Annotated in this window: 14 protein-coding genes; 8 read left to right on the top strand and 6 right to left on the bottom strand. The window is 73.4% G+C overall.

Annotation, left to right across the window (positions count from 1 at the left end; genetic code table 11):
- The first annotated feature begins 103 nt into the window (after window positions 1-103).
- The gene (locus tag V1633_RS20875; protein WP_331216052.1) at window positions 104-1162 is read left to right on the top strand and encodes a LacI family DNA-binding transcriptional regulator; all 1059 of its coding nucleotides are present in this window, start codon (window positions 104-106) and stop codon (window positions 1160-1162) included.
- A gap of 81 nt (window positions 1163-1243) precedes the next feature.
- Here the strand turns inward: V1633_RS20875 and V1633_RS20870 are convergent, their stop codons facing one another.
- Entirely contained in the window at window positions 1244-2629 is a 1386-nt protein-coding gene (locus V1633_RS20870) for a condensation domain-containing protein (RefSeq protein WP_331216051.1), read from the bottom strand.
- Window positions 2630-2907: 278 nt separating this feature from the next.
- Here V1633_RS20870 and V1633_RS20865 point away from each other — a divergent pair, with 278 nt between their 5' ends.
- Genes V1633_RS20865 through V1633_RS20850 form a run of 4 tightly spaced genes read left to right on the top strand, consistent with a single transcriptional unit; the run spans window position 2908 to window position 9401 of the window.
- Window positions 2908-3723, top strand: a complete 816-nt coding sequence (locus tag V1633_RS20865; RefSeq protein ID WP_331216050.1) for a hypothetical protein — start codon at window positions 2908-2910, stop codon at window positions 3721-3723.
- On the top strand, window positions 3720-7061 hold the full coding sequence (locus V1633_RS20860) for a non-ribosomal peptide synthetase (protein ID WP_331216049.1): 3342 nt from the start codon (window positions 3720-3722) through the stop codon (window positions 7059-7061). The genes V1633_RS20865 and V1633_RS20860 overlap by 4 nt, the downstream gene beginning before the upstream one ends.
- Window positions 7058-8896 (top strand): AMP-binding protein, encoded by a 1839-nt coding sequence (locus tag V1633_RS20855; protein ID WP_331216048.1) that lies wholly within the window; start codon window positions 7058-7060, stop codon window positions 8894-8896. Before V1633_RS20860 ends, V1633_RS20855 begins: the two co-directional genes overlap by 4 nt.
- Window positions 8889-9401: a phosphopantetheine-binding protein gene (locus V1633_RS20850; protein WP_331216047.1), complete on the top strand. Its 513-nt coding sequence runs from the start codon at window positions 8889-8891 to the stop codon at window positions 9399-9401. The genes V1633_RS20855 and V1633_RS20850 overlap by 8 nt, the downstream gene beginning before the upstream one ends.
- 85 nt (window positions 9402-9486) lie before the next feature.
- Here V1633_RS20850 and V1633_RS20845 read toward each other — a convergent pair whose 3' ends face one another.
- The 3 genes from V1633_RS20845 to V1633_RS20835 all read right to left on the bottom strand — a co-directional run bounded on the left by V1633_RS20845 (window position 9487) and on the right by V1633_RS20835 (window position 19101).
- Window positions 9487-12774: an amino acid adenylation domain-containing protein gene (locus tag V1633_RS20845; protein WP_331216046.1), complete on the bottom strand. Its 3288-nt coding sequence runs from the start codon at window positions 12772-12774 to the stop codon at window positions 9487-9489.
- A 74-nt stretch (window positions 12775-12848) separates the two neighbouring features.
- Complete coding sequence (locus tag V1633_RS20840; RefSeq protein WP_331216045.1) at window positions 12849-13085, bottom strand: acyl carrier protein; 237 nt, start codon at window positions 13083-13085, stop codon at window positions 12849-12851.
- Window positions 13078-19101: a non-ribosomal peptide synthetase/MFS transporter gene (locus V1633_RS20835; RefSeq protein ID WP_331216044.1), complete on the bottom strand. Its 6024-nt coding sequence runs from the start codon at window positions 19099-19101 to the stop codon at window positions 13078-13080. Before V1633_RS20835 ends, V1633_RS20840 begins: the two co-directional genes overlap by 8 nt.
- A gap of 193 nt (window positions 19102-19294) precedes the next feature.
- Between V1633_RS20835 and V1633_RS20830 the strand changes: the two genes are divergently transcribed.
- From V1633_RS20830 to V1633_RS20820, 3 genes are all read left to right on the top strand, one after another.
- The gene (locus V1633_RS20830; protein ID WP_331216043.1) at window positions 19295-20731 is read left to right on the top strand and encodes an AMP-binding protein; all 1437 of its coding nucleotides are present in this window, start codon (window positions 19295-19297) and stop codon (window positions 20729-20731) included.
- A gap of 264 nt (window positions 20732-20995) precedes the next feature.
- Window positions 20996-22171, top strand: a complete 1176-nt coding sequence (locus V1633_RS20825; protein ID WP_331216042.1) for a 3-dehydroquinate synthase family protein — start codon at window positions 20996-20998, stop codon at window positions 22169-22171.
- Window positions 22168-23271, top strand: coding sequence for a glycosyltransferase family 2 protein (locus V1633_RS20820; protein WP_331216041.1), 1104 nt, complete (start codon window positions 22168-22170; stop codon window positions 23269-23271). The genes V1633_RS20825 and V1633_RS20820 overlap by 4 nt, the downstream gene beginning before the upstream one ends.
- A gap of 70 nt (window positions 23272-23341) precedes the next feature.
- On the opposite strand, the gene V1633_RS20815 is transcribed toward V1633_RS20820, so the two are convergent.
- Window positions 23342-24025, bottom strand: coding sequence for a DUF402 domain-containing protein (locus V1633_RS20815; RefSeq protein ID WP_331216040.1), 684 nt, complete (start codon window positions 24023-24025; stop codon window positions 23342-23344).
- A 4-nt stretch (window positions 24026-24029) separates the two neighbouring features.
- Window positions 24030-25436, bottom strand: a complete 1407-nt coding sequence (proS, locus tag V1633_RS20810; protein ID WP_331216039.1) for a proline--tRNA ligase — start codon at window positions 25434-25436, stop codon at window positions 24030-24032.
- Window positions 25437-25486 lie beyond the last annotated feature (50 nt).

Raw genomic sequence — 25486 nt, 5'->3', positions numbered from 1 at the left:
CGAACGGCGAGTTTTACAGCCCCGTAACTCGGTGTCAACCGTTGTCGATAACGGTTTCGACTCCCCTGTCAAGGGCCTCCAGAGGCCCTCTATCATCATCGACGTGGCGTTTCCGCAGCGTGTCAAGATGTCGGACGTGGCCCGTACGGCCGGCGTCTCGGTGGCAACCGTATCCAAGGTGGTGAATGGTCGGTACGGTGTCGCGCAGGCGACCGTGGAACGCGTACAGCAGGTCATCCACCAGCTTGGATACGAAGCCAGCCTCGGAGCACAGAGCCTACGCAGTCACCGCACCAACGTGCTGGGAATCCTGGTCGCCGAGTTCGAACCGTTCTCGACCGAGCTGCTCAAGGGGGCGTCCCGGGCGGTCGTCGGCACCGGCTACCAGCTGCTGGCGTACTCCGGCGGCGACGGCGAGCGCGGGGCCATCGGCTGGGAACGACGCTCGCTCGCCCGGCTCTCCGGAACGCTCATCGACGGGGCCGTGATCGTCACGCCGACCGTGGTCGAGACCAAGCAGGGCTTCCACGTCGTCGCCGTCGACCCGCACACCGGCCCGTCCGGCCTGCCCACCGTCGACTCCGACAACTTCGCCGGCGCGATGCTCGCGACCAACTACCTGCTCTCGCTCGGCCACCGCCGTATCGGACACATCAGCGGGCGCGCCGACCTGGAGTCGGCACGGCTGCGCGAGGCGGGCTTCCGTAGGGCCATGGCCGACGCAGGGGTGGAGGTGGACGAGCGACTGGTACGCACCGGCGGGTTCCGGATCGAGAGCGCCGCCGGTACGGCCGCCGAACTCCTCGCGCTCCCCGACCGGCCGACCGCCGTCTTCGCGGGCAACGACCTCTCCGCGATCTCGACGCTCAACGTCGCCCGCAGCCTGGGTATCACCGTGCCCGACGACCTCTCCGTGATCGGCTTCGACAACGTCCCGGAGTCGGCGCTGGTCAACCCGCCGCTGACGACCATCATGCAACCGCTGCAGCGGATGGGCGCCGAGGCGTTGCGCCTGCTCATCGACCTGATCGGCGGCACCGAACGCGACACGCACATCCGGCTGCCCACCGAGCTGGTCATCCGCGCGTCCTGTCGCCCGTACGCCGCTCCCCGGCAGGACGGCCCGCCGCTGACCGCCCACGTCTCCGGCGCGGGTGGCTGAGATCCGTGGTTCGGACCGACGGCACACGGCACGGCAACCACCGGCACCCGCTCGGCGGTCCGCGGACCGGGCCACCGTCGCTCAACCGACCTTGAGGTCGGATATCCGCTGGTGCGGATCACGCAACAGCTCCTCGAGCACCGTCCGGTAGCCCCGGACCGCCCGGACGACCGCGTCCCGGTCGTAGCAGGTCGGGTTGTAGTTGATTTCCGCGCGACGGCGGTCGTCGCTCACCGTCAGTCCCGGCTCGCCCCGCTTGGCCCACCACTCCAGCCGGTCGGGTCCGGTCCGCGCCGCCGCCGGCAACCTGCCCCGGGAACGCTGTTCCCGGATCTCCGAGCCGGCGCCCGGCGGGCCGGCCAGGGCATCGCCGGCCGGCGGCGCCGACTGGAACCACGAGTGGTAGAGCAGCAGGAACGGCCACGGGCGTTCGTCGGCGAAGCCCGGGTTCACCGCCTCGGCGATCTCCTTGAACGACAGCACGTTCCGCATCGCGGCGAAGGTCGCGGAACGGACCTCCTCGACGGCCTCGGCGAGGGTGGTCCGGAACGGGACGGTGGTCGACACGTAGACGTTGTGGGTGAACTGGCCGATCAGGTCCTTGGTGCCGACCTCGTCGCGTCCGGAGGTGGCCGTGCCGAGCACGATCCGCTCCCCACCGGTCATCGCGCCGAGCAGCACCCGGTACGCCGCGAGCGACAGCACGAAGGGAGTCATCCGGCGCTGCCGGGCGAAGGCGTGCAGCCGGCGGGCGAGATCCGGGGACAGTGCGACGGAGGCGCTCGCCGAGGCGGTCACGTCCAGACCGGTCAGCGGCCCGGGTGTACGGAACGGCACCGTCTCCGGCAACGGTGTCAGCTGCCGTTTCCAGAACTCGGCACGACGTCGCCACCGCGCCGCGTCCCAGCGCGGCGGCGCCACCGCCTCGGCGTAGCGGAGCGGCAACTCGGGCAGCGGGGCGCCGCGACCGGTTCGCGCCGCGTACGCCGCCGCCAGGTCCCGCAGGAAGACCCCGGTCGACCAGCCGTCGGCGATCAGGTGGAACATGCTGACCGCGACGACGTGCTCCGTCGGCGACGTGCGTACCAGGGTCACGCTCCACAGCGGGCCGCGCCGCAGGTCGTACGCCCGGCCGCTCTCGTACCCCAGCAGGCTGCCCTGGCGTACGACCGCCCGGCGCCGCGGCTCGGCGGAGACGTCCAGGTACGTGATGATCGGCTCGATCTCGTCCACGAACCGGATCAGCGGATCGTCGTCCACCGTCTCGAAGACGATCCGCAGCGCGTCGTGCCGCCGTACCAGGTCGCCGACCGCGGCCCGGAACGTGTCCGGATCGACCAGGCCGGCCAGCGGCATCGACCGGAAGACGTTGTAGCCGAGGCAGCCCGGATCGTCCGGCGCGAAGCAGCGGACGAACTCCCAGAGCGTCTCCTGACTGCGGGCCAGCGTGGTGACCGTCGGTGACATGGATGCAGAGCCTTCTATCCCCCGTTCCGGGATGTCAAGGCTCCGTCAGGGATCTCGACGCCGGTCAGCACGGCCGACCAGCCACCGGCCCGGGACGCCGTACGGGGCTGCGCGGTGGATCCGGACATGCCAAGATCTCGACGGATGTGAATGGTCGCACTAGGGTGGTCGGCCGGTGGACCGCCACGTCGGACACAGAGATCCGGCGCGCGGCTCCGGGCCCCGACCGGCTGGTGGACCGGCGACGGGTCGCCCCGCCGGCTGCGAAGGGACAGGCTATGGCATTCGACGGCTGGCGGGCGCTGCGGCCGGGAGACGGACCGGTTCTGCTCGGCGTCGACTTCAGCACGGCCCGGTCGCGGACCGTGGCCGGGTTCGCCGACCTCGCGGCCCTGCTGCCGGAGCCGTACGCCGTCTGGGGCACCGACGAGTCCACCTGGCGCGACGTCGGGCGCTCCCCGGACGACCCGCCGGGTGCTGCCCTCTCCGACTGGCTCGACCGGACAGCGCCGACGGTCGGTGAGCCGGGTGGCCTGCTCGGCTACTGCGCCGGCGCCGCACTGGCCGGCGCCCTCGCCCGAAGACTGGCACAGGGCCGCCCGACCGCACCGCCGGTGGTGCTCCTCGACCCCTCGACGGTGACCGCCGAAACCCTGTACGACCAGTTCAACTCCGCACTGGACGGCATCGCCGGGGTACTGCCCGAGGCCGAGGTACGAGCGGCCCGGACGGCGGGCCGCGACGACATGTCCGAGCTGCTGGAACTGCCCCGACTGGCGGCCCGGCTCTCCGACCGGTACGCGGCACTGGCCCGGCCGGCCTGTGCCGCCCAGGGTGTGCCGGCGACGATCGCCGACCAGCTCTGCGGCCGGGTCGACACCTACCTGAGATACCTGCTGCTCTCGTCGGCCGCACCCCTGGACGTCCCGGACACGGCCCTGGTGGTCCTCTCCGCCACCCACGAGCCGCCGCCACTGCCCGGCGTACGACAGGTGCGGCTGGACGTGCCCCGGGAACGGCTGCTCGCCGAACCCCGGGTCGCCGAGGTGACCGTCCGCGCCCTGGTCGGCGCGCCACTGGCCGGTCGGGCGTGACCCGGGCGACCCGGGCACGGCCCGACCACGACACCGGAGCCGGGGCGGCGGTCCAGCCGGGCGCGGGCGTACTGAGCCGGAAGGAGGAGGCGCTCTGGCTGTTCCAACGGCTGGCCCCGCGGGCCGCCGTGGACAACCTGGCGTTCGCGGTCAGCACCTCCGGGAGTCTCGACCCGGTCACCCTGGCGGCGGCGGTACGGGAACTGGCCCGACGCCACCCGGTGCTGCGTACCGTCTTTCCGGTCGGGGCGGACGGTACCCCGTACCGGCGGCGACTCGCCGCTGACGAGGTGGTGCCGCCGGTGCTGACGGTGTCGAGTACCCCGGCCGGCCTCGGCGACACGCTCGCGACGGTGACCCGGCGCCCGTTCGACCTGACCGCCGAGCCGCCGTTCCGGGTGGCCCGGGTGGTGCTGCCCGACAGTACGACGGTGCTGTGCCTGGTCGTGCACCACATCGCCTTCGACGGCCGGTCCGCCGGAATCGCCCTGCCCGAGCTGGCCACGATCTACCTGGAGCTGGCCGGCCGGACCGGGTCGGCCGACGGGACACCCGACGGCGGGACCGGGTCGACCGGCGGGACGCCGGGCGACGAGCAGACGTCCCCACCGGCGACACCGTCCGCGACCAGCCTGCGGTACTGGACCGAACGACTCGCCGGCATCGACCCCAGGAGTCTGCCGCTGGGCCGGGCCCGGCCGGAGCCGCCCGCGCCCACCTTCGCCGGAGCCCGGATCGAGCGGCAGCTCGGCGCGGAGAGCCGGGCCGCGCTGGACGTACTGCGCCGTCGGCTGCGGGTGACCGACAACATGGTGCTGCTGACCGCGTACCTCGCCCTGCTGGCCCGGCACGGCGCCGGGCCGGACCTGGTGGTCGCGGTGCCGGTGGACACCCGCGACCGGGCAGCAGCCGGACTCGTCGGATACCACGTCAACACGCTGCCGCTGCGGGTCACGGTGCCGCCCGGTGCCAGCTTCCGGGAACTCGCCACCGAGGTCCGTGCCCAGCTCGTGGCGGGGCTGGACCACGCCGACGTGTCGTTCGAGAGCCTGCTCGGCGCGCTGGGCCTGGAGACGATGAACTGGCGGGCGCCGCTGTTCCGGCACATGTTCAACTTCCTGCCCGCCACCACCGTGGTGCCGGCGGGACCGCTGCCGGACGCCGCCTGGGTCACCGTCGATCCCGGGCTCAGCCGGTACGACCTGCAGATGGTGGTGCTGCGCTGGCCCGACCGAATCGCCCTACAGGCGGTCTACAGCACGGAGATCCACGACGCGGGATACGTCCGGGCCCTGCTGAACCGCTACGAACTGCTGCTGCGGGCCGCCGCCACCGACCCGGACCGTCCCCTCGGCGACCTGGACCTGTGGCATCCGGACGAACGCGCCGCCCTGGACCGGGAGAACGGTCCGGCGGGAGCCGACACACCACCGCTGCCCCGGCTGATCGCCGAACGCGCCGGGCGTACCCCAGGGGCACCGGCCCTGGTCGAGGCGACCGGGGAGGGCCGGGACCACGCCTGGTTGGCCGCCCGGGCGGCCCTGCTGCGCGGACGGTTGGCGGCGGCCGGCGTCGGGCCCGGCGATGTCGTCGCGGTCGCGCTGCCCCGCGGTGGCGACCTCGCCGCCGCCGTACTCGCCACCTGGTCGCTGCGGGCCGCCTACCTGCCGGTGGACCCGGGCCAGCCGGCAGCCCGGCTGCGCGCGCGACTCGACGCGGCGGACGTCCGAGCCGTACTCACCGGCACCGACCTGCCCGCCGAGGGCACGGCCGACCGCCGGGTGCTGCGGGTCGACCGGCTCACGCCCGACCCGCTGGCCACAGCCGGCCCGACCGGCACGCCCGCCGGGACCGAGCCCGAGCCGGCCGGGGCGCTGTCGGACGCGCTGTGCCAGGTCCGCGACGACGACCTGGCGTACGTCATCTTCACCTCGGGCTCGACCGGCGAGCCGAAGGGCGTGGAGATCAGCCACGGCGCGCTGGCGAACCTCGTCGGGTTCTTCGCCCACCGGCTGGCCGTCACCGACCGGGAGCGGATCCTCTGGCTCACCTCGTTCGGATTCGACATCTCCGCGCTGGAACTGTTCCTCGCGCTGAGCCACGGCGGCGCGGCGGTGGTCGCCCCCGACCAGGCGCAGTTCCAGCCGGAGCTGCTGCTTGACCTGGTCACCCGGCACGATGTCGCGATCGTCCAGACGACACCGACGATCTGGCGGCTGGTCGCCGGACGGCTCGGCACCGAACTCGCCGGCCGACGGGTGCTCTGCGGCGGCGAGCCGCTCTCGGCCGCGCTGGCCGACCGGCTGCTCGGGTCGGGCTGCCGGCTCTTCAACGTCTACGGCCCGACCGAGACCACCATCTGGTCCACGGTCGCGGAGATCCGTCCAGGGGTACGCGACCCGGTCGGCATCGGCGGCCCGATCTGGCGTACCACCCTGCACGTGCTCGACGACGAGGGTCGGGAACTCCCGCCGGGCGTGGTCGGCGAGTTGTGGATCGGCGGCGCCGGGGTGGCCCGCGGCTACCTGCGCCGGCCGGATCTGACCGCCGAACGGTTCTCCGACGTCCCCGGCGCCGGTCGTCGGTACCGCACCGGCGACCTGGCCACCTGGTGTCCGGACGGCACGGTCGAGCTGCTCGGCCGGGCCGACCGGCAGGTCAAACTGCGCGGGCGGCGGATCGAACTCGGCGAGATCGAGGCGGTCCTCGAACAGCACCCGGCGGTGGCCGCGGCGGCCGTACAGGTGTACGGCGACCCGCAGAGCGACGGACGTCTGGTCGGGTACGTACAGCCGGCCGACGCGTCCGACAATCTGCTCGCCGACGTCGCCCGGCACGCCGCCGCGGTACTGCCGCACTACCTCGTCCCCGGCGAACTGATCCGCCTCGACGCGTTGCCCCGCAACCCGAGCGGCAAGGTCGACCACCGGGCGCTGCCCGAACCGTCCCCGCCGTCGGACCGGGCCGGGCCGGTCGGGTTCGACGCCGTCGCCCGGACCGGAGCCGCCCCGGACGTGGCGGTCCGGAGCGTGGCCACCGGCACCGGCCCGGCCGGGTCGACGCCGGAGGCGGCGGCACCGGCGACCGACCCGCTGGTGCGGTCACTGACCGACATCTGGGCCGACCTGCTCGGGCGGCCGGACGTGGACGAGCGGAGCAACTTCTTCGCCGCCGGTGGCCAGTCCCTGCTGGCCGCCGTCCTGGCCGCCCGGATCGCCGAACGGACCGGCCACGAGGTGACACTCCACGACGTCTTCAGCGCGCCGACCCCGTACGAGCTGGCCCGGATCGTCCGGGACGGACCGGACCCGGCCCGAGCGGCGGAGTCGGACGGATGACCAGACCGGAGGTGGGCGGGATGCCCGCACAGACCCGACCCGAGTCGGTACGGCCGATCGGGGCGAGCGCCCCGCAGGTCGTACCCGAACTGCTCCGCCGCAGCGCCCGGCTGGTGCCGAGCCGGCCCGCGATCGTGGTGGACGGTCGGCCGGTGCTGACCTTCGCCGAACTCGAGGCCCGGGCGAACGCGCTCGCCGCCGGCCTGCGCGCCCGGGGCGTACGCCGGGGCGACCAGCTGGCCCTGGTATTCGACGGCACCGAGTGGCCGGAGTTCGTCGTGGCGTACTTCGGGGCGCTGCAGTTGGGCGCGGCGACGCTGCTGCTCGGCGAGCGCTTCACCGCCGAGGACGTCCGGCGGCTGGTGGCCCGGCACCGGGTGACCGGGGTACTCACCGCGCCCGGTCGACCGCCCGGGTCGACACCCGACTGTTGGGTGGCCGACACCGCCGCGCTGGCCGCCGGTCAGGACGAGACTCCGGCACCGTTCGACGCCACCCCGCTGGACACCGCGGACGTCGTCTTCACCTCCGGTACGACCGCGTTGCCCCGGGGTGTGGTGGCGTCCCACGCCAACGTGGTCCGTGCCCAGACCACCTGGCCCACCGGCCCCCGGGTCAACCAGCCCGGCCTGCACGCGCTGCCGCTGGGCTCGGTCGCCGGTCAGATCCACCTGGTCAACAGCATCGGCGGCCAGCACACCCTGGTGATCATGCCGGAGTTCGCCGTGCCCGACTTCTGCCGACTGGTGGAGCACTGGCGGGTCAGCTCGGTGTTCCTCGTGCCGGCCATGGCGCACTGGCTGGTCCGGGCCGGCGCCGACGAGTGCCCGCCGCTGCCCTCGGTACGCGGGGTGCACTTCTCCGGCGCACCGCTGCCGGTCGGCATCATGCCGGACCTGCCGGCCGTCTTTCCGCGCGCCACGTACTACAACTTCTACAGCAGTACGGAGGCGTTCCCGGCCCGGGTGGCGACCCAGTTCGACCCCCGTCGGCCCGACTCGGTCGGCCGCCCGGTCGGAGTGCACCAGGTGCGGATCACCACCGAGGACGGCAGCCCGTGCGCCGTCGGTGAGGTGGGCACGGTCTGGCTGCGCTCGACCGCCGCACCGGCCCGCCGCTTCCTCGACGACGACGGCGCCGAGGGCGGGGCGGGATTCCGGGACGGCTGGATCAGGACCGGCGACCTCGGCCACCTGGACGACCAGGGGTACCTCCACCTCGCCGGCCGGACCGACGACATGGTGAACGTGGGCGGGTTCAACGTGTCGACGTACCGGGTCGAGGAGGTGCTCGGCCGGCACGAGGCGGTGGCCGAGGCGGCGGTCTTCGCCGCGGACCACCCGGTACTCGGCGAGATCATCGCGGCGCTCGTGGTGCCACGGGCCGAGGTCACCATCCGGGAGATCCGCCAGCACGCCGCCCGACAGCTGACCCGCCGGGAACTGCCGGCGATCGTCCGCCTCGTCGACGACATCCCGCGCAACGCCGCCGGGAAGGTCGTCAAACGACTCCTGCCCGACCTGCTCGACGCGCCCGGTCCGGCCGGGTTCGCCGTACCGACCACCGAACTCGAACGGCGGATGGCGCGGATCTGGGCGGAGCGGCTCGACGTCGGGTCGGTCGGCGTACACGACAACTTCTTCGAGATCGGCGGCGATTCGCTGCTGGCCACCGAGATGGCCGCCGAACTGCGCGCCCGGCTCGGTGTCGAGCTGGACGCCGTCACGATCTTCGAGTTCGCCACCGTCGCGGAACTGGCCCGGTACGTCTCCGAGGAACAGACGTGGCAGACCGGGGACCGGGCGGAAGAGACAGGAGAGAACCCCGATGAGTGAGTTCAAGGCCGTCGAGTCGCTGCTCGACGGGCATCCCGACGTCGCCGAGTTCGCGGTCTTCCGGACCGGTACCCGGTCGGTCGCCGCGGTGACCCCCGTGCTGCACTGCAACGCCGTCGACATCCGGGACGACCTCTGGGAGTCGGTGCCGGCGGAGGAACTGCCGGATCTCGTGGTGGTGCTGCCGGAGCTGCCCCGGGACGCCGAGGGTCGGGTGCTCGCCGAGCGGATCGACGCCGGGACGCTCGAGGACTCCGGGGCGTGCGGCTTCACCCCACCCCGGGAGCCGACCGAGATCGCACTCGCCGAGATCTGGAGCGAGGTGCTGGGGCGACGCCGCGTCGCCGCGGACGACAACTTCCTCGACCTCGGTGGCGACTCGATGACCGCCACCCTGCTGCTCGACTCGACCAACGAGCGTTTCGGGGTCAGTCTCTCCTTCGACGAGCTGCTGTCCCTGCCCTCGCTCCGGGCCGTCGCCGAGGTCGTCGACAAGCAGAGCTGACCCCCGGGCCCCGCCCACCGCTGCGACCGGGCGGCCGCGCCGGCGCCGTGCCTCGCCCCGGGGACAGCGGGCGGCGGGCCCGGGGTCAGACCTGCTGGCCGCCGAGCAGCCGCTGCGCCTCCGCCTCGTCGAGCTGCTCGATCTCGGCCAGCAGCAGGTCCTCGACCGCCTCGGCGAGTTCGGCGACGGTGCCGCGCCGGAAGATGGTGTGCAGCGGCACGTCGACACCGACCACCGCCCGCAGCCGCGCCGCCGTCCGGGTGGCGAGCAGCGAATGCCCGCCGAGCTCGAAGAAGTCGTCGTGCACACCCACCCGCTCGACGCCGAGCACCTCGACCCAGACCCCGGCGACGAGCCGCTCGGCGTCGGTGCGCGGCGGGACCACCGGACCGGGCCGGCCGGACCGGACGGCGGTCGGCGGGGGCAGGGCCCGCCGGTCGACCTTGCCGTTCGGGGTCAGCGGCAGTGCGGGCAGGACGCCGTACGCGTCCGGGTGCAGGGCCGGCGGAAGCAGTTCGGACAGGTGCGCCCGCAGCTGCGCCGGGGACGGCACGCCGGCGCCCGGCTCGGGAACCAGGTGGGCGACCAGGCGGGCGTCCCGGTCGGCGGTGACCACGGCGTGCCGGACGTCCGGGTGCGCGGCGAGGGCCGCCTCCACCTCGCCGGGTTCGATCCGGTGCCCCCGTACCTTGAGCTGGTCGTCGAGGCGGCCGAGGAACTCCAGCACCCCGTCGGGGCGCTGTCGTACCCGGTCGCCGGTGCGGTAGTGGCGTTCGCCGTGGTAGGTGCCGAAGCGCCGCGTGGTCAGCTCCGGCCGGTTGAGGTAGCCGCGGGCCAGTCCGGCACCGCCGAGCAGCAGTTCTCCGGGTACGCCGGAGGGCACCGGCCCGCCCTCCGGCCGGTGCACGTGGACGCAGGTGTCGGTGAGCGGGCGGCCGATCGGCGGCCGGCCCGTCGTGTCGGCCGGGCTCAGCCGGGCCGCCGTGGCGATGATGGTCGCCTCCGTCGGCCCGTACGTGTTGAACACCTCGACCCGGTCGCCGAACGCCGCGAACCAGCGGCCGAGCGCGTCCGGCCGGACCTGCTCACCGCCGAGGACGAGCAGCCGGAGCCGGGCCGGCCAGGCGATGCCGGAGGGGTCGGCGACCAGCTCGTGCCAGTACGAGGTGGGCAGGTCGAGCACGGTCAGTTCCTGCCCGGCCGGGGTACGCAGGAAGTCCGGCAGTTCGGCGCGGGCCGGCGGCACGACCAGGGTGGCGCCGGCGGCGAGGGTGGGGTACACCTCCTCGCCGAAGGTGTCGAAACTGGCCGAGGAGAACTGCAGCACCCGGTCCCCGGGACCGATCCGGTACGCCGACAGCATCCACCGCAGCCGGGCGGCCAGCGCCGCGCGGGTCACCCCGACCGCCTTCGGCTGCCCGGTGGAGCCGGAGGTGTAGATGGCGTACGCCAACGTGTCGGCGGTCGGTCGACCCTCCGGAGCGGCACCCCCGTCGCCGTCGACACGGTCGCCGTCGACACGGTTGCCGGTCCCACCGTCGATGCCGTCGTCGTCGCCGTCGCCGGTCCCGTCGCCGTCGCCGGTCCCGTCCAGCCGGTCGAGGTCGACGACGTGCCGTCCACCGGGGTCCAGCCGCTCGCCGAGTCGGCCACTGGTGACGACGATCCCCGCCCCGCTGTCCGCCAGCAGGTGTCCCAGTCGACGGCGCGGATGGGTCGGATCCAGCGGCAGGTAGGCGGCTCCGGCGCGGAGCACGCCGAGCAGTCCGACGACCAGCTGTGGTCCGGGTTCCAGGCAGACCGCGACGAGCCGGTCCGGTCCGGCACCGTGCCGGCGGAGCAGCCGGGCCAGCCGGTCGGCCCGCCGGTACAGCTCCGGATAGCGGACCTCGCCGTCGACCCCGGTGACCGCGACCGTGTCCCGCTCCGCCGCCGTGACCGGGGCCAGCAGTTCCCACAGGTCGGTCGGGGGTGCCGGCGCGGGGCAGGAGTCCGTGGTCCCGTCCGCCTCGCCGCGCGCGAGCCGGTCGTAGAGGACGGAGATGGGTTCGTTCGGAGCCTCGGCGGCCAGCCGGAGCAGTGCCTCGAAGCGACGCAGCAGCAGCGCGACGCTCGCCGGCCGGAACAGGTCGCTGCGGTAGTTCGCCTGCACCTCCCAACCGGTGTCCCGGGTGTGCACCTCGACCACCAGGTCGAACTTCGCCTGCTCGTACGGCACGTCGAACGGGCCGGTGACGAGGTCGGGCAGCCGCAGTTCCCCGGCCTGCGTGCCGTGCACCATGAACATGGTGTCGAACAGCGGGTTGCGGCCCGGATCCCGGCGCAGTCCGAGATGCGAGATCAACTCCTCGAACGGCGCGTCCAGGTGGCCGTACGCCCCGACCGCCGTCGTCCTCACCCGGGCGAGCAGTTCCCGGAAGGAGGGGTCGCCGCGCAGGTCGCCGCGGAGAACGACGGTGGTCAGGAAGAAGCCGATCAGCGGTTCGAGCTCCTCGCGGTCCCGACCGCTCACCGGTGAGCCGACACAGATGTCGGACTGTCCGGTGTAGAGGCCGAGCAGGGCGACGTAACCGGCGAGCAGGGTCATGAACGGGGTGGCCCGGCCGAGCCGGCACAGGCCGCGTACCTCGTCGGCGACGCCGTCGGCGAGGCGGTGCCCGAGGAAGGCACCGGCCGTGGTCAGGGTCGCCGGCCGGGGCAAATCGGTGACCAGGTCCAGCGGTACGACGCCGGCCAGTCGCCCGGCCCAGTACCGCCAGCTCTCCTCGCGTCGCGCGGCCAGCCGACCGGCCTCGGCCCGGGCGTGGTCGACGTACCGCAGCGGCAGCGGTGGCAGGTCGGGGAGGGCACCGGACCGGCGGGCGGCGTACCCGGCGGAGAGTTCCCGGAACAGTACGCCCAGCGACCAGTCGTCGGCGAGCAGGTGGTGCAGGACCACGCAGAGGACGTGGTCGTCGGCACCGAGCCGGATCAGGTCGGCCCGGACCGGTGGGGCGGCGGCCAGGTCGAACGGCATGTTGACCCGGGCGGTCGCCAGTTCCCGTGCCCGGATCTCCGGCTCCGCCGCGCCGACAACGCCACGGTCGGCCCCGGCTCCCATCCCATCGGGTCGGCCGTCGGTCAGGTCGTGGACCTCGACCGGCAGCTCCCAGTCGTCCAGCACCTCCTGCACCGGTTCGCCGTCGACCAGCGGAAACCGGGTCCGCAGCGCGCCGTGCCGGCGTACGACGTCGCGCAGCGCACCGGTCAGCGCGGCGACGTCCAGCGGCCCGCGCAGCCGGGTGAGCTGGGGCATGTGGTAGTCGGCGGCGCCGGGGTCCAACTGGGCCAGGAACCACAGCCGGCGCTGCCCCACCGTCAGTGGTGCCCGCACGACAGGTCCACCGGTTGCGGTGTCCCCCGCCGGCTCGGCGTTCGGCCCACCCGGGGCCCGGGCGGAGACGCCGGTCATCGCGGCCGGGCGGCGGCGACGACCGCCACCAGGTCCGCGACCGTCACCGCCTCGAAGTATTCCGACAGGGCCGGCTCGGCACCGAACCGGTCCCGGACCCGGGCCGCCGTCCGGACGATCGCCAGGGAGCTGAACCCGAGGTCGAACAGGTCGTCCTCCAGTCGTACCGGGTCGGCGTCGAGTACCTCCCGGACGATCTCCAGCACCCCGTTCTCGGTTTCGCCGTCAGTCACCGGAACTCCCGTCCACGCTCGGCGGCGCGGCCGGTCCGCGTCGCCGTTCCTCGTCGGTGCCGTTGTGCCGCGTCGCGACCGTCGGGGTCACCGTGCCCCGCCGGGCCGTACCCGGTGTCGCCACGGCTGTCGGCAGCAGACCCGGCTCCTGACGCCGCCGCTCCTCCCGGGCCGACACGCCGAAGAGGTCGTCCGGCGGCGCCTGCCGTACGGCGGTGTCGAAGCGGGCGAGGATGCCGACCCGGAGGCAGGTCAGGGCGAGTACCACCATGGCGATCGCGGAGATCAGGTACATCAGGCCGATGCCCCGACCCGGCCCCACCCCGATCACCTGCCCGACCGTGCCGGCGAGCGCGCCCCCCTCGGCCAGCAGCGGGTCGAGCAGCCGGGGACCGAACGGCACGATGACCGCGAAGCCGAGCGGCAGGGTGGACCAGGCCACGATCGTGTTGAGCGCGAAGACCCGTCCGTGGAAGCGCTGCGGAACGGTCACCTGCACGATCGTCGCGTAGATCGCGTTGACCAGGGTCAGCGCGAACATCATGCCGAACACCCCGGCCGCGACCGGTGCGGTGGCCGGCCGCAGGCCGGCGACCAGGCAGCAGACGGCCAGGGCCGCCGTACCGATCAGCATGCCCCGCATCCGGCGCCGGGCGGGGCCGCCCCAGACGGTCATGGTGAGCCCGCCCAGCACCACCCCGAGCGCACCGCCGAACGCCACCTGACCCACCTGCGACAGGTCGGCGAAGGAGAGCACGAGCGGCGAGACGAGCAGGATCAGCGGGCCGAGGAAGATGTTGAGTACGGCGAAGAAGAGCAGCATCGCCCGGATGCCCCGGTGGTTGAGCGTGTAGGTCAGGCCGCCACGGATCTCGGCGAGCAGCGTCTCGCGCCGCCGGTACGCCATGGTCGCCGGAAAACGCAGCACCAGCAGGGTGCCGATCACCACGGTGTAGGTGACCACGTCGATGGCGAGGATGCCGCCGAGCCCGATGCTCGCCATCAGACCGACCGCGACCAGCGGTACGACGAACTGGGCGATCCCGGCCGCGGTCTGGGCGAACCCGTTGGCGTGGCCGAGGTAGCGCTTCGGCACGAGCTGCGGTACCGCCGAGGTGAACGCCAGACGTTGGAAGGTCAGCGCGCACGACAGCGCCGCGAGCAGCACGTAGATGTGCCAGATCCGCAGGTTGTCGGTCCAGAGCAACAGGCCGAACACCAGTTGGACGACCAGCGCGGCGATGTCGCCGCCGAGCATCACACGACGGCGGTCGTACCGGTCGACGATGGCGCCGGCGAGCGGCGCGACCAGCATGCCGGGTACCAGGCCCACCACGAAGAAGATGGCGAACCGGGCCAGTGAGCCGGTCTCGGTGTAGATCCAGATCGGCACCGCGAACTCGGTCAGCGCGGAGCCGGTCATCGAGGCCAGCTGTCCGCCGACCACCGCCAGGAAGCGCCACATGCTGGGCTCGGGCGCCCGTGCGGTGCCGCCCGCACCGGCCGGGCCACGTCCGGCGTGGTCCGGCCGTCCGGGGCTGTCCGGGCCGGCGGATCCGCCGGTCGTCGGGGCCGGCACGGTCTCGGTGCCGTCGGCCGAGGTGTACCGGTCCAGCCACCAGCCGGTCTCCAGCCGGCGGCCCGACGCGCTGTCCGCCGCCAGGGTCGCCGCATCCGTCGGGGCCGCCGCCAGGGCCGACGCCGCCGACACACGGTCCGCCGCCAGGGCCGATGCCGCCGTCGGGCCCGCCGCCAGCGCGACGTGGGTGCCGGTGACGATCTCCGCGAGTTCCTCGGCGCGGTACTTCAGGAAGTAGTGCCCGCCCTCGTCGATGACGACCAGCGCGGTCCGGCCCCCGAGGAACTCCCACTCCCGGTACCGCTCCTGGGCGTAGTCGGTGCTGGGATCCCGGTCCCCGACCACCGAGATCACCGGTGCGCGCAGCCTCGGCACCCCCGCGTCCAGCAGTCCGGTGAAGTACTCCTCGGCGGCCCGGAAGTCGTGCCGCATGTTCTGCACGATCCGTCGTGCCTGCTCCGGGCCGAGCTCGTCGACGTCGACACCCATCGACTTCAGCCAGTTCACCTGGTGTCGGTAGCTGGCCAGCCGGTCCTGCCGCAGCAGCGGGCCGAGCCAGCTCAGCACCCGGCCGGTCGGCCGGGCGAACGGGAAGACGGCGCCGATGTACACCGCCTCCAGTTCCCGGCCGGCGGCGTCCAGTTGCCGGGCGATCTCGACGATGAGCGCGCTGCCGAGTCCGCAGTGGCCGTACAGCACCAGGGGGCCGGAGACGCGCTCCAGGATCTCCGCGACACACCGACGCGCGACCTCGGCCAACGGCAGCGGATCCTCGGCCAGCCCGAGGTCGTGGCCGGGAACCGAGACCGAGTACAGCGAGTGGCCCGCCGGCAGTGCGTCGGCCAGCGGTTGGTACACCACCGCACTGCCGCCGCCGTACGGGACGCAGACCAGGGAGCGTGTCCGCTGGCCGGCCGGTACGGCCGGGGTCAGCTCGTGCAGCAGCCGCCGTGGTCCGCGCTGGTCGACCGGGGTGTCCAGCAGTTCCGCCAACCGGGCGACCGTCGCGTGGGTGAACAGGTCCATCACGCTGACCGGCGAGCCGCCGGCCGGTACGGCCGTACGCAGCCGGGCGACCACCTGCACCCCGAGCAGCGAGTGCCCGCCGAGTTCGAAGAAGTCGTCGTGTACGCCGACCCGGGGCAGCCCGAGCACCGCCCGCCAGACCGCCGCGACCGCCTCCTCGGTGGCCGTCCGGGGCTCGACGAACTCGGTCTCCACCGCCCGGGTCTGCTGCGGCGCCGGCAACGCGGCGCGGTCGAGTTTGCCGTTCGGGCTGAGCGGCAACACCTCGACCGGTACGAACGCCGACGGGACCATGTAGTCCGGCAACGACTCCTTCAGCGCCGCCCGCAACCGGGCCGGCTCGGGTGCGGCACCGGCGCCCGGCACCAGATAGGCGACCAGCCGCTGGTCACCGGGGGTGTCCTCGCGGGCGACCACGGCCACCTCTGCGACGCCGGGCTGGTCGCGCAACGCCACCTCGATCTCACCGAGTTCGATCCGCAAGCCGCGCAGCTTCACCTGGTTGTCGATCCGCCCGAGGAACTCGATCGCCCCGTCGGACCGCCGTCGGACCAGGTCGCCGGTGGCGTAGATCCGGGAACCCGGCGGCCCGTACGGGTCGGCGAGGAACCGTTCGGCGGTCAGGCCCGGTCGGCCGAGGTAGCCGCGGGCGAGTCCGACCCCGGCGATGTACAGCTGGCCGGGCGCGCCGACCGGTACGAGGTCGAGGTGTTCGTTCAGGACGTGCAGGGTGATGTTCCGGATCGGATGCCCGATGGGCACCGGCGAGCGGCCGTCGAGGGTCTCCGGACGGCAGTGCCAGGCGCTGACGTCGATCGCCGCCTCGGTCGGCCCGTACAGGTTGTGCAGTTCCGCCCCGGGCAGCGCACGGACCGCCTCGGCGGCCGTTCCCGGCGCCAGCGCCTCGCCGCTGCACACCACCAGTCGCAGCGAGCGGCAGCCGGTGACCTCCTCGGCGAGGAAAACCGTGAGCATGGACGGTACGAAGTGGGTGACGGTCACCGACTCGGCGACGATCAGGTCGCGCAGGTAGGCCGCGTCCTTGTGGCCGCCGGGCCGGGCCAGGACCAGTCGGGCGCCGCTGGCCAGGGGCCAGAAGAACTCCCAGACCGAGACGTCGAACCCGGCCGGGGTCTTCTGCAGCACCGCGTCGTCGGCGCCGAGCCGGTACGTCCGCTGCATCCAGTCGAGCCGGTTCACCACCGCCCGGTGGGTCATCAGGACGCCCTTCGGCTGCCCGGTGGAGCCGGAGGTGTAGATGACGTACGCCAGGTCGTCCGGCCCGGCCAGCGGCGCCGGATCGTGTCGGGGCTGATCCGCCCAGGTCGTCGGATCGTCGAGCAGCAGGGTGTCGGGCACCGGGCCGTCGGACGGCAGGGTGCCGACCGCCGGATCGTCGGACAGCGCCGGGACGTGCCGTTGCCGCAGCAACACCCGGGCTCCGCTGTCGGCGAGCATGAACGACAGCCGGCGGGCCGGATGGTCCGGGTCGAGCGGCAGGTAGGCGGCGCCGGCCTTGACCACGCCGAGCAGCGCGACCACCAGTTCCACGGAACGTTCGGCGCAGACCGCCACTACGTCGTCGCGTCCCACCCCGGCCGCCCGGAGCCGGTGGGCCACCTGGTTGGCCCGGGCGTTCAGCTCCGCGTACGTGACCGAGCGGCCCTCGTACCGCACGGCGACCGTGTCCGGGACCCGCCGGACCCGCTCCTCGACCAGTTCCGCCAGGGTCGCCGGACCGGTCACCGGCACCGCCGGCCGATTCCAACGTCGTAGCAGCGTGTCACGCTCGTCCGCCGGCAACAGGTCCAGTTCGGACAGTCGGCGGTCGGGGGCCTCGACCACGCCAGCGAGCAGGTGGCGCAGGTGGTCGACGAACCGGAGGCAGGTCCGGGACGTGAACAGGTCACGGTTGTACACGAGGGTGCAGTGCAGCCCGCCGTCCGCCTCGGGGGCGACGTACAGCTCCAGGTCGAAGCGGGTGGCCGGATGCGCGAAGTCGAAGGGTTCGATCCGGGGGCCGGCCCCGGGGTCGAGGGGTGCGGCCGGCACGACCCGCTCGGCGGGCGTGTTCGGACCGGGGTGGATGCTCCGGCCGCCGTAACTCTGGAACGCGAAGATCACCTGGAACAGTGGCGACCGGCGGACGTCCCGGGCCACCTTGAGCTGGCTGACCACCCGCTCGAACGGCAGCTCCTGGTGGGCGTACGCGTCCAGGGCCGCGTCCCGGGTGCGTTCCAGCAGCTGCGCGAAGCTGGGATCACCGGCCAGTTCGGCGCGCATCGTCAGCATGTTCAGGAAGAGCCCGACCGTCGGGTCGAGTTCGGCCACGGTGCGACCCGCGACCGGGCAGCCGACCGCGAAGTCCCGCTGACCCGACCGCTGGGACAACATCACCTGGTACGCGGCCAGCAGCGTCATGTGCGGCGTGGCGTTGTGCCGGCGTCCCAGCGCGACGAGTCGCCGGGTCAGCTCGGCTCCGATCCGGAACGTGTGGGTGGCCCCGGCGAACGTCTGGCGTTCGGGGCGTACCCGGTCGGTCGGAAGTTCCAGCGGCGGCAGTCCGGCCAACCGGTGCAGCCAGTACGTCGCCCCGTCCGCGTACCCACCGGAGTCGGCCCGCTGCCGCTGCCACGCGGCGTAGTCCGCGTACCGGACCGGGGGCTCGGGCAGGGCGGGTGGGACGCCGCGCGCCTCGGCGGCCAGGTGTGCGCGGATCTCGCCGACCAGCACCTCCGCCGACCAGCCGTCGCAGACGATGTGGTGGATGGCGAGCAGCAGGACGTGGTCCTCGGGGCCGAGCCGGAACAGGGTCGCCCGCAGCAGCGGCGGCGCGGTCAGGTCGAACGGTCGGGCCAGTTCGGCCGCGACCAGCGCCCGGGTGGCAGCCTCCACATCCGACCCGTCGTCCGGCTCCGCCGCCGACGCTCCGTCGCTCCCGGCGGCCGGTGACCCGGCGGACGCGCCGCTCGGGCCCCCCGACTGCGGATCCGGCGACCCGGCGTCGACCGTCAGCACGGTCAACGGCACCGGAGCCGGGGCGACCAGGTGCACCAGCGGCGTGCCGTCCGCGGTGGCGGAGAAGCCGGTACGCAGGCTGTCGTGCCGGGCCACGCAGCCGTCCAGCGCCCGGCGTACGGCGTCCGGGTCCAGTGGTCCGCGCAGCCGCAGCACCACCGGAACGGTGTATCCGGCGGCGCCCGGGGCGAACTGCTCCATGAACCAGAGGCGTTCCTGTGCCCAGGAGAGCACCGGGACGGCGTCGGCGTCCCGGCGCGGCACGGTGACCGGCGGTGCGGCCGGGACCGCGCCGAGCCGGCGGGCGAGCACGGCCCGTTTCGCCTCCGACAGCCGCGCCACGCGCCCGGCCCGATCGTCCGGCACCCGGTGCTCACTGTCCAGAGTCGACACTGGACTCTCCCCCGTTGCCTGCTGACCGGCCGGACGACGGCGGCCGGCCGACAAGGATCATCGATGTCGGTCGCCAACATAGCAGTCCTCTTCGATGCCTGACACCGGCAACTCTGTGCGAGGGGGCCGTCACCGGTCATACCGCAGCGGCCGTCTGGCGGTCCGTCGGCGCAGCCGGTAGCTTCCGGTGGCGATGATCCCGCTACCGTCGCCGGGCGCGCGACTGGTCGACGCCGCCACCGGGGAGAGCCTGCACGGGCCACGACTCGACGCCGCGCTCGACACCGTGGTCCGGGCCCTCGACGCCGTCCCGCCGGGTGTCGTCGCCTGCCTGGTCGGCAACGAACTCCCCTCGGTGCTGCGATACCTGGGCGCACTGCGGGCGCGCCGGCCCGTCGTGCTCTGGGGAGCCGGCATCGCGGCCGGACCGGTCGAGGAGCTCGCCGAACGCTTCGCCCCCGCCGCCGTCCTCGGGCTGGCCGCGGCGCCGGCCCCGGGGCGGGCCGGACCGTCGGCGGCACAGCGGCCGCCCGGGGCACCACCGGGCTACCGGACGGTGGAGTCCGAACCACTCGGGCCCGCCTGGATCCGGCGCACCACCCCGGAGACCCGGCCGCATCCGGACCTCGGACTCCTGCTCGGCACCTCCGGTTCGACCGGCCGACCCCGGCTGGTCCGACTGTCGACCGCCGCCGTGCTGGCCAACGCCGACGCGATCGTCACCACACTCGGCATCGGAGCGGGCGACGTCGCGATCACCACCCTGCCGCTGTTCTACTCGTACGGGCTGAGTGTGCTGCACAGTCACCTGCGCGCCGGCGCGACGGTGGTGCTGGACCGGCGGGGCGTCCTCGACGGAGGCTTCTGGGACAGCGTCGACCGGTACGGTGTCACCTCGCTCGCCGGCGTACCGCACACCTTCGAACTGCTGGCCCGCAAACCATGGACGCCGGACCGGAGTCCCCGGGTGCGGACGCTCACCACCTCCGGCGGGCGGCTCTCCGTCGGGCTGGTGACCCGGTTCGGCGCCGCGATGGCCGAACACGACGGCCGGCTCTACGTGATGTACGGCCAGACCGAGGCCGGCCCACGGATCTGTGTCCTGCCGCCGGAGCGACTACCCGAGAAGGCGGGCTCGGTCGGGCCGCCGATCCCGGGCGTGCGACTCGACATCGACCCGGACCGGGCCGCCGACCCGACCGGACGGACCGGCGAGGTGCTGGTGCACGGCCCGGGCGTGATGATGGGGTACGCGGAGACCGCCACGGACCTCGGTCGCGGCGACGACCTGGGTGGCACGCTGCGCACCGGGGACACCGGGCAACTCGACGACGACGGGTACCTGTGGCTCTCCGGCCGGGCGGGACGGATCGGCAAGGCGTTCGGGGTACGGGTGAACCTCGACGCCGTCGAGCACCTGGTCGCGGAGATCACCGTCGCCGCCGCGGTACCGGACGGGGACCGGGTCCTGGTGCTCTGCGAGCGGGCCGACCGGAGCCAACTGGCGGCGGTGGTCGCGGCGGTGACGCAACGCTTCGGCCTGCACCGGCTGGGGGTGTCGGCGCGGGCGGTGGACGGACTGCCACGGCACCCGAACGGGAAGGTCGACTACCGATCCCTGACCGGCTGAGTACCGCCGCCCCGACGGCCGCCGCCCCCGGCGGTTGTTTTCCGGAAGTCTTGTCGATCGATTGCAGCTGATCTATCCTGGCGCGGACGTCTCGATGTCGTCCCCTTCCTGCTGCTCAAGGGGGCGTTCCTCACGGGAAGGGCTGGCCTTGACCTTGCCCAGCCGTAGCGCACCACCCGGGCCACGGCCCCGTCGTCGTCGACCGTACCCGGGATCGCTTTCCGATAATTTCCGGTCACCCCGGGTACGTCGAACCGGTGGTCCATGGAGGTGACCGAGCGGGAGTTGAGCTTCGGCACCACCCGGGTCCCCTACCACTACGGTGCCGACCGCCTGCCGGAACTCGTCGCCGCGACGATCCGACAACTCCCCGACGCCGACGCGGTGCTCCTGGTCAGCGACCGGCGGGTCCGGGACCACGCGCAGACGTTGGCCGCCCTGCTCGCCCGGCACCTGCGGGTCGAGACGTACGCGCTCGACGCCGTCGAGGCGCAGAAGACCCTTCCCTCGGTGCAGGCGATCCTCGAGTACGCCACCGAGCGGCGGCTGTCCCGGCGATCGGTGATCCTCGCGATGGGCGGCGGAACGGTCGGCAACATCGCCGGCCTCGCCGCCGCGCTGCTCTACCGGGGCACCCGGCTGGTCCACGCGCCGACCACCCCGGTCGCGGCCTTCGACGCGGTCGTCTCGGTGAAGCAGGGGGTCAACCTTCCGGCCGGCAAGAACCTCTGCGGCACCTACTTCACCCCCACGTTGATCATCTGTGACCTGCGCTGGCTGAGCACGGTGCCCCGCAGCGGCCTGCGCACCGGGCTCGCCGAGATGGCGAAGAACATCCTGGTCGCCGTACCGCACCGGCGGGACAGCTTCACCACCGCGCTGGCCGAACTCGACCGGCGTCCGCTCGCCGCGCTGCGCGACCTGCTGGAGATCGGTATCGAGGCCAAACAGCCGCACCTGCTCGACGACCCGCACGAACGGCGGGGTGCCCTGGTCTTCGAGTACGGCCACACCGTCGGGCACGCCATCGAGTTCGCCTCGGCGGGCGCGGTCGGACACGGCGAGGCGGTCGCCTGGGGCATGCGGGTCGCCGCCGAGGTGAGCCGCCGGACCCGCGGCCTCGACCTCGAATGTGTCGAAACCCATCACCAGTTGACCGCGGCCCTGGGCCTGCCGGAACCCTCGGAGCGGTTCCGCACGATCGACCGGGCTGCCGTACTGCGCGCCCTCACCGCCGACAACAAGCGCGGGTACGCCGCGTGTGAACCCGACGAGGTGCTGATGGTGCTACTCGACGGTCCCGGCCGACCGGCCCGGGACGAGACCGGGCGGCCGCTGGTGCCGGTGCCGGTCGCCCTGGCCATGGACGCCTTCGACCGGGTGGCCGGGGCGACCCGGTCCGAGCCGGTGTCCCGCCCCACGACCGGAGTCCTGAGATGACCGGGCCGGAGCCCCCGCACCCCGACGCCGTGCCCGTACCGGGCCTGTCGGTGGTGGTACCGGTCAAGGCGCGGGTCGCCGAGACCCGGGCGCTGCTGGCGAGCCTGCGGCAGGCCGTCGCCCACTGCCCGGAACCGGTCGAGATCGTACTGGTCGACGACTCGGAGCCGGCCGACGCGCGACTGCACCGCGCACACTGCGCCGAGTTCGGCGCCCGGTACGTGTTCGGTCCCCGCAACGTCGGCGCCAAACGCAACCTCGGGGTGCGCCTCGCCGTCCATGATCTGATCCTCTTCATCGACTCGGACTGCCTGGCCACCGGCGACCTGCTGCAGCGGCACGTCAAGTCGCTGCGGGCCGCGCCGGAGGAGGTCGGCGCGGTCGCCGGGCCGACATACGTCCAGGGCACGGAGACTCCGGTCTTCCGGGTGATGAGCCGCTCCCGGCTGCTGAACTCGGCGTTCGAGTGGCCGGGCCGGGCCCGGCGGGTCGCCTGGGCCACGACCTGCAATCTCGCGATCCGCCGCAGCGCTTTCGAGGCGGTCGGCGGTTTCCACGAGCGGCCCCTGACCGTGGTCGGCGGCGAGGACGTCGACCTGGGGATCCGGCTCACCGAGGCCGGCTACACGATCGCCTGTGACCCGTCCGCCCTGGTGGTGCACGACAAGGGCAGCACCGACTCGCTCGGTACGGTCAGCCGGCGACTGGTCACCTACGGCCGGTCCGGGCAGTGGCTGCTCGACGTCCATCCCGGACGGGGGCGACCCAAGCTGAACCGGGCCGCCACCCTGGCACTCGCCGCCGCGGCGGCGCTTCCCGGGCTGCGCGCCTCGCGGGGTCGTACCGCCCTGCTGGTGCCGCTGGTCGCCGCCGCCCTGCTGGCCCGGGACACCCGGGAACGACTCCGCCCCGGCGAGCGATCGCCGGCCTCGGTCGCCGAGGCCGCCGCCTGTGCGCTGCTGGACTGGTCCTTCGACCTCGGCGAGGTCATCGCCGCCGTGCAACTGCGGCGACCGGACCGCGTCTTCACCGGCTTCGGCTGGACCGACGACCCGGCGTTCGAGTGGGAGGATTCCCCCGACAAGCCCTACGGGCGGTAAGGAAGGGCCCCTTCTTATCGCATTCGGTTGTAGAAGGGCCCCTTCCTAACACCTGGGGCGTGGGCGGGGGTCAGCGCACCGGCGGGCGGTCCCAGCCCTGCGGCAGGGTCGGCACCGGCCAGCCGGGGTCGGGGACGAAGTCCGTCCAGGTGCCGTCGAACGGGAACTCCCCGGCCTCGGCCAGCTTGATCACCCGTTCCCCCTCGGCGCGTACCGCCGCCGGGTCGGGCACCCAGTAGTGCTCCGGGAGCGCCAGCCGCTCGGCGAACTCGTCCTCGTCCTTCCAGGCCCAGCTCAGGTCGGGGCGCACCACCACGTCGAGATCCTGGTCCACCATGTCGACGCCGGCCACCTCGCCGTCGTCCCAGCGGACGCCGTGCTCCTCCAGGTTGACGTACCAGTTGGCGAACCTGCCGTCCTCGGTACGGAAGAACCAGACCGAGTGGTCGGCACCGGCGGGCAGGAACTTCAGCACTGGCGGGCCGTTCCAGCGGCTGACCTTGAGCCGGTAGGAGTTGGTCACCCACTCGGCGAACGTCATGAGCCGCATCCCCCGGCCGTCCTCGGTGACCTCGTGCGCCACCGGAGTGTCCCGGGCGATCCAGAGCAGCAGTCCACGGTCGTCATCGCTGATCACCCGGCCGGGCCGCACCCAGCCGATCCGGCCGTGCCGCACGTTGCGGTGCAGGACGAGCCGACCCGGCGCGAAACGCGGCCCGCCCGAGCCAGCTCCGCCGGAGCGCGGTCGGTCCACCACGTCAGTAGGAACGCGCGACGATGGCGACGAGCTCGGGTTCGTCCTCCGAGTCCGGCACAGAGCCGTCGGCCCGGCGCAGGCAGCGGACGGTGACGCCCCGGGCGTTCGCCTTCGCCTCGCCCTCGACGCCGACGACCGACCACGGCACCCGGGCCCAGCCGTCCGCCGCCGCCTCGATCGCCTCGTCCAGGGTCGTCACGTCGACGGTCCGGGACTCGCGCATCGCCAGGGCCCCGTCGTACAGCGCCTGCTGGTCGGCGTCGAGGGCGGCGAGCACCGCCGAGACCACGTCGGCGACCGGAAGCGGGGTCTTCGAGCCGTCGGTCCGGCGCACCAGCACCGCGTTGCCGGCGGCGAGGTCGCGGGGACCGACCTCGACGCGTACGGGATATCCCTTGAGCTCGGCGTCGACGGCCCGGCGGCCGAACGGGGTGTCGACACGGTCGTCGAGGGCGACCCGCACGCCCGCGTCGCGCAGCGCGTCACGGAGCTTCACCGCGGCCTCGGTCACCCCGTCGCCGGACTTGACCACCATGACGTACGCCTGGACCGGCGCCAGCCGGGGCGGCACCCGCAGCCCGTTGTCGTCGCCGTGGCACATGATCAGCCCGCCCAGCATCCGGGTGGAGCTACCCCAGGAGGTGGTCCAGGCGTGCTCGACGGTGCGCTCGGCCGAGGTGTAGGTGATGTCGAAGGCCTTGGCGAAGTTCTGCCCGAGCTCGTGCGAGGTGCCCATCTGCAGCGCCTTGCCGTCGCCCATCATGCCTTCGAGGGTGTAGGTGCGGGTCGCTCCGGCGAACCGCTCCCGGGCGGTCTTCAGCCCGGTCAGCACCGGGATGCCGAGCACGCCGACCATGAAGTCCTCGTAGACCTCGTGCAGGATCTTGCGGGCGTACGCCCGGGCGTCGGCCTCGTCGGCGTGCGCGGTGTGCCCCTCCTGCCAGAGGAACTCACTGGTCCGGAGGAAGATCCGGGGCCGCAGCTCCCAGCGGACCACGTTCGCCCACTGGTTGAGCAGCAGCGGCAGGTCACGGTACGAGTCGACCCACTTGGCCATGAACTCGCCGATCACCGTCTCGCTGGTCGGCCGCACCACGACCGGCTCGGCGAGCTGCTTGCCGCCACCGTGGGTGACCACGGCCAGCTCCGGCGAGAAGCCCTCCACGTGCTGCGCCTCCCGGCGCAGGTAGCTCTCCGGGATGAAGAGCGGGAAGTACGCGTTCTCCGCCCCGGCGACCTTGATCCGGGCGTCCATCTCGGCCTGCATACGCTCCCAGATGGCGTAGCCGGCCGGTCGGATGACCATGGTCCCCCGCACCGGCCCGTTGTCGGCGAGCTGCGCCTTGGCGATCAGGTCCTGGTACCAGCGGGGGAAATCCTCCGCACGGGGAGTGAGCACGCGTGCCATGAGGGCCCATCTTAGGCGCCGACGCCAGAGCCGGTGCGCCGGGGCGAGCC

It is taken from the genome of Plantactinospora sonchi (genome assembly GCF_036422035.1).
Classification (GTDB): Bacteria; Actinomycetota; Actinomycetes; order Mycobacteriales; family Micromonosporaceae; genus Plantactinospora; species Plantactinospora sonchi.
The sequence above is the reverse complement of the archived record's forward strand: the minus strand, read 5'-3'. Positions and strand labels throughout refer to the sequence as shown.

Excerpts from the sequence above, each read along its gene's own strand:
- V1633_RS20820 (WP_331216041.1), top strand. The coding sequence starts at position 22,168 with ATGACCGGGCCGGAGCCCCCGCACCCCGACGCCGTGCCCGTACCGGGC.
- V1633_RS20830 (WP_331216043.1), top strand. The coding sequence starts at position 19,295 with ATGATCCCGCTACCGTCGCCGGGCGCGCGACTGGTCGACGCCGCCACC.
- proS (WP_331216039.1), bottom strand. The coding sequence starts at position 25,436 with ATGGCACGCGTGCTCACTCCCCGTGCGGAGGATTTCCCCCGCTGGTAC.
- V1633_RS20825 (WP_331216042.1), top strand. The coding sequence starts at position 20,996 with ATGGAGGTGACCGAGCGGGAGTTGAGCTTCGGCACCACCCGGGTCCCC.
- V1633_RS20850 (WP_331216047.1), top strand. The coding sequence starts at position 8,889 with ATGAGTGAGTTCAAGGCCGTCGAGTCGCTGCTCGACGGGCATCCCGAC.
- V1633_RS20870 (WP_331216051.1), bottom strand. The coding sequence starts at position 2,629 with ATGTCACCGACGGTCACCACGCTGGCCCGCAGTCAGGAGACGCTCTGG.
- V1633_RS20865 (WP_331216050.1), top strand. The coding sequence starts at position 2,908 with ATGGCATTCGACGGCTGGCGGGCGCTGCGGCCGGGAGACGGACCGGTT.
- V1633_RS20855 (WP_331216048.1), top strand. The coding sequence starts at position 7,058 with ATGACCAGACCGGAGGTGGGCGGGATGCCCGCACAGACCCGACCCGAG.